A 13,536-nucleotide genomic window follows, 5' to 3' on the forward strand; every position below is an offset into this window, starting at 1 on the left:
TGCCATTCACACATTAAATGATAGTCATTATTACTTGGATATTTCTTGTTTACGTCTTACAGTACTGCCCATATATGTACTGCTATCAAGTCGTATATATATACCCGTTATCTTTCAAGTTGCCTCTTTGTTGGCGGCACTCGCTCACCCCGGTCACATAGTTATCTATGCTCCCGGGGATTCACTCCCTTACCGTCGCGATGCATCTTGAAATCCATAGAGTATATGTTCTGTTTTGTAACCTTAAATAGGAAATTCATGATGGAATCGATGATATCTAAAGATAATATTCAATTGTATATCAATAAAATAGATGAGTTGGTTAATATTGAAAATGAAAAAAAAGGTGGAGCTCTCGCCGTCGCTATTATCCACGATGATAAGATAATTTATCAGCGTCATATCGGGCAAGCTAGCATTGAGCATGATGTTGCTATACAGCCTAATACTAAATTCTATTTAGCGAGTTCTTCAAAACAATTCACGGCTTTTTGCATAGCTTTGCTGGAGAAAGAAGGAAAGCTCAATGTCAAGGATAAAATCAGACAATATTTGGATTATTTACCCGAACATTTCTCTGATATTACCATTGAGCATCTTATTCACCACACCAGTGGATTACGGGATGTATTTTTACTTTATAGTTTGGTAGGTAAAAACTCAAGTTTTGACTACTGCAATGCTGATTTGATGGAAAAACTGGTCCAACGACAACAGACATTTAACACTCCCACAGGGGAATATTATATTTATAGCAATACGGGCTATTATTTGTTGGGGGAAATTATCCATGTGGTTTCAGGTAAGTCGTTAAAAGAATATGCAGAAGAAAATATTTTCGTTCCATTAAAGATGAAAGATACCATTATTTGTGATGATATAACCGAGATTATCTCTAATCGGGCGATGGGTTACACTTATAATGAGAATTCGCAACAGTGGATAAGAAGCGATATCAACAATTCTGTGATGGGCAGTGCAGCGGTTCACTCCACCGTGAATGATTTATGTCGTTGGGCTAGAGCGTTTTATTCGCCATCTATTGTTCAGGATCTACTGCCTCAATTATCCCGTACACCAGATTTAACCAATGGCAATCGTAACAATTATGCTTACGGTTTGATTGTCGAACAACGTGAAGGGCAAAGGATAATACAACACAATGGTACCTTTGCTGGCTTCCGAGCTAATGTTTGTATTTTGCCGGATGCTAAATTAGGTATGGCGATGACTTCTGCAAGCGATGCTGATGTTGATCAATGGACGGATAACTATATGGATATCTTGTTTAACACCCATATTGAACCGGAAAAACCATATTGCCTAACCAGTGATATTGATATCACCGGTATTTTCCGCGGGATAGAGCCTTATCCTTATATTATTACCAAAGAAGATGTTTATTTTTTAGGTAATTTATTCGAAAAAGGTAACCAGATTATTTTTAACTCTGACTGTACATTCCAGGAGCAAGGAAGTAAAAGTAAGTTCAGACCCGTCATTGAAAATGACAGTGTTATTGCACTGGAGTATATTGATGAAAATGATAATGTTTTTTATTTTAAAAAGATGAACAATGAAGATAGTGTCGATATTCAGTTATTATCAGGGCGATATTATAGTCACGAAACAGAGGCGATAATTAATATTATATCATCTGGTGATGATATTTATATTGATGGGATTATCCATCCTGTAAAAAAAGAGGCTCTGCGACATATTTACGGCAACAGTTATTTCTCACCCAGTACTGAGTCTGTTATTGATTTTGCATTTGATCCTGATACTAATAAATATCGTCTTTATATTGGTAATTCACGTTGCTTGAATGTGGAATTTGTTGCGGTTTAATTGGCTAGTTAATAAATATAAATTTAGAATAGAGTTTCACTAGCAGTAATACCATTAATGCTATTGAGGGCTTAAAGATATTTTCTATTAGATGCACTTTGTTCCAGACAGAACTATTATATTTATGTTCTGTCTGTTTTTTTAAATATCAGCTTCGGTAGTTACTTTATATTGTCCTCCATATATTAAATGATAATCATTATCGCTTGGATGTTTTCTGTTTACATCTTACAGTACTGCCTACATATGTATTGCTATTAGATTGAATATATATGTTCTGTTTTATACCCTTAAATTAAATAAGGAAATTAATGATGGAGTTCACTATATCTACAGATAAGATTAAATTGTTTCTCAAGAAAATAGACGAATTAGTTAATGTTGAAAATAAAAAAAGAGGTGGAGCTATTGCCATTGCTGTGACCCAAGGCAATAAAACCATTTATCAGCGTCATATCGGGCAAGCTAGCATTGAACACGCTGTAGCGGTAAAACCTAATACTAAATTTTATTTAGCAAGTGTTTCAAAACAATTCCCGGCTTTTTGCATAGCCTTATTAGAAAAAGAAGGAAAGCTTAGCGTCAAGGATAGCGTCGGGAAATATTTGGATTACTTCCCCGCAGAGTTCTCTAACATTACCATTGAGCATCTTATTCACCATTCCAGTGGGTTACGGGATAAATTTTTACTTTATCAACTGGCAGGTAAAAATTCAGATTTTGATCACCGCCATATTGATTTGGTGAGAAAACTGGCCCAACGGCAACAGGCACTTAATTTCACGCCTGGGGAACATTATCTCTATAGCAACACGGGCTATAGTTTACTGGCGGAAATAGTCAGAGTAATTTCAGGTAAATCGTTGAGGAAATATGCGGAAGAAAATATTTTCGTCCCATTAAAGATGAAAGAGACCTTTTTCTATGATGACATAACCGAGATTATTTCTGATCGGGCGATGGGTTATGCTTATAACGAGAAATTACACCAGTGGGTAAGAGATGATATCAATAATTCTACTGTGGGTGATGGTGGGGCTTACTCTACCGTGAATGATTTGTGTCGTTGGATCAGAGCATTTTATTCACCATCGATTGTTCAGGATTTGCTGCCTCAATTATCTCGTACACCAAATTTAACTAATGGTAATCGCAATAATTATGCTTACGGTTTTATTATCAGTCAACGTGAAGGGCAAAAGATAATACAACATGGTGGTGCTTATGCTGGCTTTAGGTCTTACGTTTATATTTTACCGGATGCTAAATTAGGTATCGCAATTACCGCTGCAACAGGTGTTAATGTTTCTGCATGGGTGGAACAGAATATTGATATATTGTTTAGCACCCATATTGAACTGGAAAAACCGCATTGCTTAACCAGTGATATTGATATCACCGGTATTTTCCGAGGGGAAGAACCTTATCCTTATATTATTACCAAGGAGGATTGCTATTTATTAGGTAATGTATTCGAAAAAGGCAATCCGATTACTTTTAACTCTGACGGTACGTTCCAAGAGGAAGGGGGTAAAATCCGATTCAGACCCATCGTTAAAAATGGCAGTGTTATCGCATTGGAACAGATTAATGAAAATGGCAATGTTTTTTATCTTGAAAAGAGGATTGATAAAGGTGGTATCGATATTCATAAATTATCAGGGCGTTATTATAACTGTGAAACAGAAGCAACGATGATTGTTTCCGCTTCTAGCAGTGGGATTTATATCGATGGGGTTGTTTATATTGGTAAAAAGGAAGTCTTACGTCGGATTTACGGGAATAGCTATTTCTCTCCCAGTACTGAACTGATTATTGATTTTAAATTAGATCCTAATACCAATAAACCTCATTTGTATATCAGTAACTCACGTTGTTGGAAGGTAGAATTCGTTGCAGTTTAATTTATAAAGTGATAAATCAGAATGAATAATGGCATTGTTATAGCCGGATAGAATTAATGCTATTAAGGGCTTAAAGATATTTCCTATTAGATACACTTTGTGCCAGGCAGAACTATTATATTTATGTTCTGTCTGTTTTTTTCAAACATCAGCTTCCGTAGTTACTTTATATTGCTCTTCATATATTAATTGATGATCATTATCACTTGGATATTTCCTGTTTACGTCTTACAGTACTGCTCACGTATGTATTGCTATTAGGCTGAATATATATGTCCTGTCTTATAACCTTAAATAAGGAAATTCATGATGGAATCAACGATATCTGCAAATAACATTAACTCTTTTATCAAGAAAATAGACGAACTGGTTAATATTGAAAATAAAAAAAAGGGGGGCGCACTTGCTGTTGCTGTTACTCACGGTAATAAAACAATTTATCAGCGCCAGATCGGAAAGGCTAACATTGAACATACTATTGCTGTAAAGCCTAATACTAAATTCTATTTGGCGAGTGTTTCAAAACAATTCACCGCTTTTTGCATAGCCTTGTTGGAGAAAGAAGGAAAACTTTGTATCAAGGATAAAGTTAGACAATATTTGGATTATTTCCCGGCACATTTCTCTGATATTACCATTGAACATCTTATTCATCACACCAGTGGATTACGGGATCAATTTGGACTTTATAATCTGGCAGGTAAAAACTCGGACTTTGACCACCGTCATGTTGATTTAGTGAGAAAATTGTCTCAACGGCAACAAATGCTTAATTTTACACCTGGAGAATATTATCTCTATAACAACACGGGCTATAATTTACTAGCGGAAATAGTCAGAGTGGTTTCAGGTAAATCGCTGAGAGAATATGCAGAAGAAAATGTTTTCGCCCCATTAAAGATGAAAGATACCTTTTTCTATGATGACATAACCGAGATTATCTCTGATCGGGCAATGGGTTACATTTATAACGAGGCATTGCACCAGTGGAGAAGAAATGATCTCAACGATGCGGTGGTTGGTGGTTCAGGGCTTTATTCTACAGTAAGTGATTTGTGTCGTTGGATTAGAGCGTTTTATTCGCCGTCGATTGTTCAGGAGCTATTGCCTCAGTTATCCCGTATGCCAGATTTAACCAATGGCGATCGTAACAATTATGCCTACGGTTTGATTATTAGCCAACGTGAAGGTCAAAAGATAATGCGACACGGTGGTTTTTATGGTGGCTTTAGATCGGACGTGTGCATTTTGCCTGATGCCAAATTAGGTATTGCTATTACCTCCGCAACAAGTACGGATGTTGATAAATTTATCAAGCAGGGTCTTGATGCATTGTTTAATACCGGTATTACTGAGCCAGGCAAACAGCCTTGCCGAATCAGTGATATTGATATTACCGGTATTTTCAAAGGAGTAGATCCTTTTCCTTATATTATTACTAAAGAAGAGTGTTATTTATTAGGCAATTTATTCGAAAAAGGCAATCCGATTATTTTTAACTCTGATGGAACCTTTCAAGAGGAAAATGGGCAAATCCTGTTCAGACCTATCATTGAAAATGACAGCGTTATCGCATTGGAACAGATTAATGAAAGTGGCAATGTTTCTTATTTGAAAAAGATGATTGATAAAGGTGATATCGATATTCAGCGATTCTTAGGTCGCTATTATAATCACGAAACAGAATCGATTATCAATATTGAAGCATCCAGTGATGATCTTTATATTGATGCGATTATCTTGCCTGGAAAAAAACAGCTCTTAAGATGGATTTACGAGAATAGTTATTTCTTGCCTGGTACTGAAATTATTATTGATTTTGAATTGGATCATGATACGAATGAGCCTTATCTCTATCTCAACGATGGACGTTGTTGGAAGATAGAATTCGTCCCGGTTTAATTTAATTAATAGGGTTGTGAACACGAATTGAGAACAGTGTTTCTCTGGTAGGATGGGTTGAATTATATTGGATTATCATTATTTTAGGCAGAATTTTCATATTCGTGTTCTGCCTTATTACACCGTAATATCAGATTGTATACCCTATGTATTCTGTTTATATAATCTTAAATAAGGAAATTAATGATGGAATTGACGATATCTAGAGATAACATTAAGTCTCTTGTTAATAAAATAGACAATTTAATTGATATTGAAAATAAGAAAAATGGCGGTGCCCTCGCGGTTGCGGTTACCCACGGAAATGAAACCATTTATAAACGCTATATCGGGCAAGCCAGCATTGAACATGCAGTTGCCATAACCCCTAATACGAAATTCTATTTGGCGAGCGTTTCAAAACAATTCACGGCTTTTTGCATTGCTTTGTTGGAGAAAGAAGGAAAGCTTTGCGTTAAGGATAAAGTTGGACAATATGTGGATTATTTCCCCGCAGAATTCTCTGATATTACCATTGAGCATCTTATTCACCATACCAGTGGATTACGTGATCAATTTTTACTTTATAGCCTGGCAGGTAAAAATTCAGCCTTTGACCACCGTCATATTGATTTGGTGCGAAAACTGACGCAACGGCAACAAGCGCTTAATTTTACGCCTGGAGAATATTATCTCTATAGCAACACGGGTTATAATTTAATGGCGGAAATAGTCAGAGTAGTTTCAGGCCAGTCGCTGAGAGAATATGCAGAAGAAAATATTTTCGTCCCATTAAAGATGAAAGATACCTTTTTCTATGATGATGTTACCGAGATTATTTTTGACCGAGCAATGGGGTACTCCTATAACGAGGACTCGAACCGATGGATAAGAGAAGATCTCAATGATGCGGCGGTAGGAGGTTCGGGGCTATATTCTACAGTGAATGATTTGTGTCGCTGGATGAGAGCGTTTTATTCGCCATCGATTGTTCAGGATCTATTGCCTCAATTATCTCGTACGCCAGATTTAACTAATGGCAATCGTAACGATTATGCTTACGGTTTTGCGATCAGCCAACGTGAAGGGCAAAAGATAATACGACATGATGGTGGTTATGGTGGCTTCAGATCAGTAGTTTGTATTTTGCCTGATGCTGAATTAGGTATTGCTGTTACTTCTGCAATGAATACTAATGTCTCTAAGCTTGTTCGACAATGTGTTGACGTATTGTTTAATCCCAATGGTACTAAACTAGAAAAACAGCCTTGTCGGACTGGTGATATTGATATTACGGGTATATTCAAAGGAATACAACCTTATCCTTATATTATTACCAAAGAAGATTGCTATTTATTAGGTAATTTATTCGAGAAAGGCAACCCGATCATCTTTAATTCTGATGGAACATTCCAAGAGGTGGATGGGAAAATTAGGTTCAGACCTATCATTGAAAATGACAGTATTATTGCATTGGAGCAGATTAATGAAAATGGCAATGTTTTTTATCTAGATAAGATGATTGATGATGGTGGTACCGATATTCAGCTACTATTAGGATATTATTATAACCACGAAACAGAATCTGTGCTCACTGTTGCAGCTTCTGAAGATGAGCTTTATATCGATGCCATTATTTCTTCTGAAAGAAAAGAGGTCTTACATCGGGTTTATGGGAACAGTTATTTTTCTCCTAGCACAGAGATTATTATTGATTTTGAATTAAACTCTGACACGAATGAACCTTATCTTTATCTCAGTAATGGTCGTTGCTGGAATATAGAATTCGTCCCAGTTTAATTGATAGTGTTGTGAACACGAGTTGAGAATAGTGTTTTTCTGGTAGAATTGATTGAATTATATTAGGCAGAATTTCCATATTATTATTCTGCCTTATCACACTGTATATATGTTATTTTTATATAACCTTAAATAAGGAAATTAATGATGGAATTGACGATATTTAGAGATAATATTAAGTCTCTTGTTAAGAAAATAGACAATTTAATTGATATTGAAAATAAGAAAAATGGCGGTGCCCTCGCGGTTGCTGTTACCCACGGAAATGAAACCATTTATAAGCGCCATATCGGGCAGGCTAGTATTGAACATGCTGCTGTCATAACCCCAAATACGAAATTCTATATGGCGAGTGTTTCAAAACAATTCACCGCTTTTTGTATTGCTTTGTTGGAAAAAGAAGGAAAGATCAACGTCAAGGATAAAGTTGGAAAATATGTGGATTATTTCCCGGCACATTTCTCTGATATTACCATTGAGCATCTTATTCATCATACCAGTGGGTTACGGGATAAATATGCCCCTTATGGCTTGGCGGGTAAAAACTCAGATTTTGACCACCGCAGTATAGATTTATTAAGAAAATTGATTCAACGGCAACAAAAGCTTAATTTCATGCCTGGGGAATATTTTCGCTATACCAATATGGGTTATAATTTGTTGGCAGAAATCATCAAAGTGGTTTCGGGTAAATCGTTAAGAGAATATGCGAAAGAAAATATCTTTATTCCATTAAAGATGAATAATACCTCTTTCTATGATGATGTTACTGAGGTTATCTCTGACCGGGCGATAGGTTATGTCTATAACGCAGATTCAAATCAATGGATAAGATCGGATCACAACGATTCAACTATAGGTAGTGCGGGGCTTCGTTCTACAGTGAGTGATTTATGCCGCTGGATGAAAGCATTTTATTCACCATCGATTGTTCGGGATATGTTGCCTCATTTATCTCGTATGCCAAATTTAGCCAATGGCAATCGGAACAATTATGCTTACGGTTTGATGATCAGCCAACGTGAAGGGCAAAAGATAATACGGCACGATGGTGCCTATGGTGGTTTTAAAGCTGAGGTTTGTATTTTACCTGATGCTAAATTAGGTATTGTGATTACTGCTGCAACAGGTATTAATAGTGTTGAGTTTACTAATCAATGCCTTAATGTATTATTTAACACTGATGTGACTGAGCCAGAGCATTGCCGAACCAGTAATATTGATATTACCGGTATGTTCAAGGGGGCTGATCCCTATCCTTATATTATTACCAAGGAAGATTGCTATTTATTAGGTAATTTATTCGAGAAAGGTAATCCGATTATCTTTAACGCTGATGGAACATTCCAAGAGAAGGGTGGAGACATTCGGTTCAGGCCGATCATTGAAAATAACCGTGTTATCGCACTGGAACAGATTGATGAAAATGATAATGTTTTTTATTTGAAAAAGATGACTGGCAAAGGTGATATTAATATTCAGCGATTATCAGGTCGTTATTATAATCACGAGACAGAATCAATTGTCAATATTGAAGCATCCGGTCATGATCTTTATATTGATGCGGTTATCTTGCCTGGAAAAAAAGAGGTCTTGAAGTGGGCTTACGAGAATAGTTATTTATTACCCAGTATTCAGTTTATTATTGATTTTGAATTGGACCCTGATACGAAGGAGCCTCGTCTCTATTTCAATGATGCACGTTGTTGGAAGATAGAATTCGTCCCGGTTTAATTGATAGGGTTGTAAATATGAATTAAGAGCTATGTTTTTCTGGAAGGATGAGAAAATTAGATTGAGATCATAAAGATATTTTCTATCTAATCTATTTATTTTCAGGCAGAACTATTATGACGATGTTCTGCCTGTTCGGCATGATTACGATATTTTAATTGCTTCATAGATTGTTTTTGGTTTATATTCTCATCGTCCTTGATAGGTTAAGGATAAATCTTCCCTCTAATTAGATATATAATTTAGTCTTTATTATAATAGAAGGGAGGTAAATTTATGAAAAAGGGTAAATTATGTGATGTTAATTCATATTTCCTAACCTAGTGTTAGAGGAATAGTTTAAATCAGAATGTACAGGGTATAGTAAATAAAAAATCTATATTTAGCTACGAAATTATATTTGTTTGAATGTTATTGTCCATTTTTTATAAATGTAATTAACGGCTATTTAAAATAGAGTAAAATGATAATAGGCAGAAATATTTAACATGGTTAATATAAATAAAACATATCTATCTGAGGATGATCAGATATCTTGTGATTTTGATTCTGAGGTCGTTATTGGGTTAGTTGGTGCTGTAGGAACGGATCTGGAAATAATTAAAGACTCTATAACACAGAAACTTAATGCGTTCAGGTATGATGTACAGGAGGTAAGAATATCTTCTGAAATTATTTCAGTATTAAGAGATATTCCCTCAACAAAGGATAATTATGAAAGGATAAGTTGTTTAATGTCGGAGGGTAATTACTTAAGAGAGGCTAGTCAGGATAATTCTATATTGGCGTTAGCCGCAGCAGCAAAAATAAATAAAGGAAGAGATAAAAGATCTTGTTTTTCAACGCCATCTTATAGAAAAGCATATATTATAAATTCTCTTAAACACCCGGATGAGGTCAATGCGTTAAGGGATATTTATGCAAATGGTTTTTTCCTGATAGGTGTATATACTGGCGAATCGCAAAGATTAAAAAATCTTATTGTTGATAAATGTATTGATGAGGTAAAGGCTAAAAAGTTGATCGATCGTGATTCCAATGAGGGGAATAAGTGGGGACAGCATACCAGAGATACCTATGAGTTATCAGATTTCTTTATACATTATGATGGAAATAAAAATAGGACCGACAATAATATATGGAGAATATTAGATCTTATTTTTGGTAATCCATATGTCACACCAACCTTTGATGAATACGCAATGTTTATGGCTTTTTCTGCTTCTTTACGGTCAGGGGATCTTTCCCGTCAGGTTGGTGCTGTATTAACGAAAGAGAAGAATATAATCTCAACTGGAGCTAATGATGTACCACGATTCGGCGGAGGATTATATTGGCCTGATTATGTAGGGGATGCAATTGAAGATGCTGAAAATGGTAGAGATTATAAGGTAGGTGAGGATTCAAACGCGAAACAGAAAAGATTAATTATTGAGGATGTACTTAAAGATATTGTAGATGAACAAAAGGAAGTATTTAAGGAATATCTCCTAAAAAGTAAAATAAAAGATATTACCGAATATGGAAGAGTTGTGCATGCTGAAATGGAGGCAATCTTGGCATGTGCAAGAAGTAATATTAGTACTCATAATGGGATATTGTATTGTACTACATTCCCTTGCCATAATTGTGCAAAACATATCGTTGCCAGTGGTATAAAACGAGTTGTCTATATTGAACCTTATCCTAAAAGCAAAGCTTTTGATTTTCATCCTGATTCTATTTCAATACCTGAAGAAGATATTTCTGATAGTAAAGTGATTTTTGAGCCATTCGTGGGAATTGGGCCTCGCTGTTTCTTTAACTTGTTCTCAACAAATCTAGGGATAGGATATAAAGTAAGAAGAAAAGATAAAAATGGTAAAGCTGTTAAATGGTATAGAAAAGATGGCAGACTTAGGATGCAGATGCTACCATTATCTTATGTAGAAAAAGAGTCACAATCAGTAATTAACGTAGATAACTTAATAAAGGAGTTAAAAAAATGACTGAGAAAGAAGAGTTTTTGGCTTATATAGCGGAGATGAGAAAAATAGTTGAGCAATGGCCAGATTGGAAAAAAGTTGGATTGAGAACTCCTCGTAACCCGTATATATCCGGTAGAGATAATATTGCGTTAAAACCTGGAGATCATGAGGCTGTCACTAAAAATAAATTGGTATAACTTATTTTTACTTATTGAAAAGCAGAGTACTTGATGAGGTCTTTTTATTTTCTGTTGTTAGAAAACTAATTAAAATAATAGAGTAAGATTTTATTTCAACACCTTGATAGCCACATCGATGTGGGAAAACATAAAAAGTAACCCTTTTTAGGGTTACTAGTAAATATAGTGAATAACGTAAACTCATTATTTATTTTCAAAAAACGCTCGCCTTAAACCTAATTCCAGACCGCGAATTTCTGCCAGACCTTTTAATCGGCCGATACAGGAATAGCCGGGATTAGTCTGTTTTTTCAGGTCATCAATTATTTGATGGCCGTGATCAGGGCGCATAGGTATCAAACGGTTATCTCCAGCCTTCTTACGGCGATATTCTTCACGCAGGATTTCCATAACGACATTATACATATCCACATCACCTGCCAGATGAGCGGCTTCATGGAAAGTTTTGCTGTTTTCTTCCCGTTGGGTGGAGCGCAAGTGAGTGAAATAGATTCGGTTGCCATAGCGTTTAATCATCTCAACCAAATCATTATCACCGCGAACGCCATAGGAGCCGGTACACATCGTAATTCCATTAGCCGGGCTTGGTTCAATGGTGGTCAGCCATTCAATATCTTCAATGGTGGAAATAATACGTGGTAAGCCCAGAATAGGACGTGGCGGATCATCCGGGTGAATTGCCAGACGTAAACCGTATTCTTCACATACGGGAATAATCTGATGCAGGAAATAAGCCAAATGTTCACGCAGTTTATCGCGGGTAATATCTTTGTAGCGATCTAATTGCGCCTGAAATTCTGCTAACGTATAGCCCTCTTCGGCCCCCGGCAGACCGGTAATAATATTAGTGGTGAGTTTCCTAATATCAGCCGCAGACATGTTGTCGTAATAGACTTTTGCCTGAGCTTGTTCTCCGACGGTGTAATCAGCCTCTGCATTTGGTCGTTTGAGTATATAGATTTCAAATGCGGCAAAGGCAATTTGATCAAAACGTAGGGCTTTAGAACCATCAGGGAGTGCGTATTCAAGATCGGTGCGTGTCCAGTCTAGCACAGGCATAAAGTTATAGCAGACGGTATCGATGCCACATTCCGCCAAATTTTTCAGTGAAGTTTTGTAGTTATTAATCCATTGCTGATAGTGACCGGTCTGGGTTTTAATCTCTTCATGGACAGGTACACTTTCAACCACTGACCAGATAAGCCCTTTATTTTCGATGAGGGTTTTACGGGCCAAGATTTCGTCTTTGTTCCAAATATGTCCGTTAGGAATATGGTGTAATGCGGTAACGATGCCGGTTGCGCCAGCCTGACGGATATCATCTAAAGAAACAGGATCATTTGGGCCGAACCAACGCCAAGTTTGTTCCATTGTTATTTACCTTATATACAAACGCCAGAATAAAAACTTATTTACAGGGATACGAGTTAAAGAGATAGCCGTCGAAATAGGGATCGTCAACATCAGACAATTCCAGTAAACGTAATTTCACATTCTCCAAATGTTGCCACATTGCTTGTTTGGCTGCCGCCGGATCTTTCTTGATCATAGCAGATAAAATGATCTGATGGTCATGCAGCCATTCTTTACGATAATCTTTATCGGTAATTCGAGTATGCAATTTCTGCCACATAGGATTATTTTCCCGCCATGCCCAAGATTGTTTAAGCAGTTCAACTAACATGCTGTTATGGGTTGCTTCCGCAATCGCCAGATGGAACTCTCTGTCGCCGGATTCATCTTCACCGGAGGCTAAATCTTCGGATTCCTTTTGCAATGCTCGACGCATATTAGCAATGTTATTTGGTGTCACTTGCAGGGCGGCAAATTCGGCAATATTACTTTCCAGTAATTGGCGAGCTTGTAATAGCTCAAAAGGTCCCGCTGCGTTAACTGAACATGAAGAGGAAGTTGACAGGTGAGGGCGGTTAATAATATAGATCCCGGAACCTTTGCGGACTTCAATAAGGCTTTCTAGTTCGAGCATAATTAATGCTTCACGCACAACGGTTCTGGAAACTCTTAATAATTCAGCAAGCTCTCGTTCTGGAGGTAAGCGATCCCCAATACAATATTTCTGGTTGGCAATCATCTCTCTTAATGAGATGCCGACTTCTTGATAAGGACGTTTTGGCTCAAATAAGTGCTTCATGGTGTCACTATTGTTGTCATGATTATTGATGATATTGTATGGATAAT

General features: G+C 36.6%; 9 protein-coding genes. 7 read left to right on the forward strand and 2 right to left on the reverse strand.

Translation table 11 applies throughout. The annotated features are described in order from the left end of the window. The first annotated feature begins 258 nt into the window (after positions 1–258). The 7 genes from EAE91_RS20455 to EAE91_RS20485 all read left to right on the forward strand — a co-directional run bounded on the left by EAE91_RS20455 (position 259) and on the right by EAE91_RS20485 (position 11,334). The gene (locus tag EAE91_RS20455) at positions 259–1,851 is read left to right on the forward strand and encodes a serine hydrolase domain-containing protein (protein ID WP_214090099.1); all 1,593 of its coding nucleotides are present in this window, start codon (positions 259–261) and stop codon (positions 1,849–1,851) included. 311 nt (positions 1,852–2,162) lie between these two features. Beyond that, the gene (locus EAE91_RS20460; RefSeq protein ID WP_214090100.1) at positions 2,163–3,755 is read left to right on the forward strand and encodes a serine hydrolase domain-containing protein; all 1,593 of its coding nucleotides are present in this window, start codon (positions 2,163–2,165) and stop codon (positions 3,753–3,755) included. A 306-nt stretch (positions 3,756–4,061) separates the two neighbouring features. After that, complete coding sequence (locus EAE91_RS20465; protein ID WP_214090101.1) at positions 4,062–5,657, forward strand: serine hydrolase domain-containing protein; 1,596 nt, start codon at positions 4,062–4,064, stop codon at positions 5,655–5,657. Positions 5,658–5,840: 183 nt separating this feature from the next. Beyond that, on the forward strand, positions 5,841–7,436 hold the full coding sequence (locus EAE91_RS20470) for a serine hydrolase domain-containing protein (RefSeq protein ID WP_214090102.1): 1,596 nt from the start codon (positions 5,841–5,843) through the stop codon (positions 7,434–7,436). A gap of 144 nt (positions 7,437–7,580) precedes the next feature. Continuing rightward, positions 7,581–9,170, forward strand: coding sequence for a serine hydrolase domain-containing protein (locus EAE91_RS20475; protein ID WP_214090103.1), 1,590 nt, complete (start codon positions 7,581–7,583; stop codon positions 9,168–9,170). 488 nt (positions 9,171–9,658) lie between these two features. Further along, positions 9,659–11,158: an anti-phage dCTP deaminase gene (locus EAE91_RS20480; protein WP_214090104.1), complete on the forward strand. Its 1,500-nt coding sequence runs from the start codon at positions 9,659–9,661 to the stop codon at positions 11,156–11,158. After that, positions 11,155–11,334: a hypothetical protein gene (locus tag EAE91_RS20485; protein ID WP_214090105.1), complete on the forward strand. Its 180-nt coding sequence runs from the start codon at positions 11,155–11,157 to the stop codon at positions 11,332–11,334. Before EAE91_RS20480 ends, EAE91_RS20485 begins: the two co-directional genes overlap by 4 nt. Positions 11,335–11,520: 186 nt before the next feature. Here the strand turns inward: EAE91_RS20485 and uxuA are convergent, their stop codons facing one another. Further along, on the reverse strand, positions 11,521–12,708 hold the full coding sequence (gene uxuA / locus EAE91_RS20490; RefSeq protein ID WP_214090106.1) for a mannonate dehydratase: 1,188 nt from the start codon (positions 12,706–12,708) through the stop codon (positions 11,521–11,523). A 37-nt stretch (positions 12,709–12,745) separates the two neighbouring features. After that, the gene (locus EAE91_RS20495) at positions 12,746–13,489 is read right to left on the reverse strand and encodes an FCD domain-containing protein (protein WP_214090107.1); all 744 of its coding nucleotides are present in this window, start codon (positions 13,487–13,489) and stop codon (positions 12,746–12,748) included. Positions 13,490–13,536 lie beyond the last annotated feature (47 nt).

Origin of the sequence: Photorhabdus noenieputensis, from assembly GCF_018448935.1 — a bacterium.
Classification (GTDB): domain Bacteria; phylum Pseudomonadota; class Gammaproteobacteria; order Enterobacterales; family Enterobacteriaceae; genus Photorhabdus; species Photorhabdus noenieputensis.

Coding starts and splice junctions, on each gene's coding strand:
- EAE91_RS20455 (WP_214090099.1), top strand. CDS start 259: ATGATGGAATCGATGATATCTAAAGATAATATTCAATTGTATATCAAT.
- EAE91_RS20460 (WP_214090100.1), top strand. CDS start 2,163: ATGATGGAGTTCACTATATCTACAGATAAGATTAAATTGTTTCTCAAG.
- EAE91_RS20465 (WP_214090101.1), top strand. CDS start 4,062: ATGATGGAATCAACGATATCTGCAAATAACATTAACTCTTTTATCAAG.
- EAE91_RS20470 (WP_214090102.1), top strand. CDS start 5,841: ATGATGGAATTGACGATATCTAGAGATAACATTAAGTCTCTTGTTAAT.
- EAE91_RS20475 (WP_214090103.1), top strand. CDS start 7,581: ATGATGGAATTGACGATATTTAGAGATAATATTAAGTCTCTTGTTAAG.
- EAE91_RS20480 (WP_214090104.1), top strand. CDS start 9,659: ATGGTTAATATAAATAAAACATATCTATCTGAGGATGATCAGATATCT.
- EAE91_RS20485 (WP_214090105.1), top strand. CDS start 11,155: ATGACTGAGAAAGAAGAGTTTTTGGCTTATATAGCGGAGATGAGAAAA.
- uxuA (WP_214090106.1), bottom strand. CDS start 12,708: ATGGAACAAACTTGGCGTTGGTTCGGCCCAAATGATCCTGTTTCTTTA.
- EAE91_RS20495 (WP_214090107.1), bottom strand. CDS start 13,489: ATGAAGCACTTATTTGAGCCAAAACGTCCTTATCAAGAAGTCGGCATC.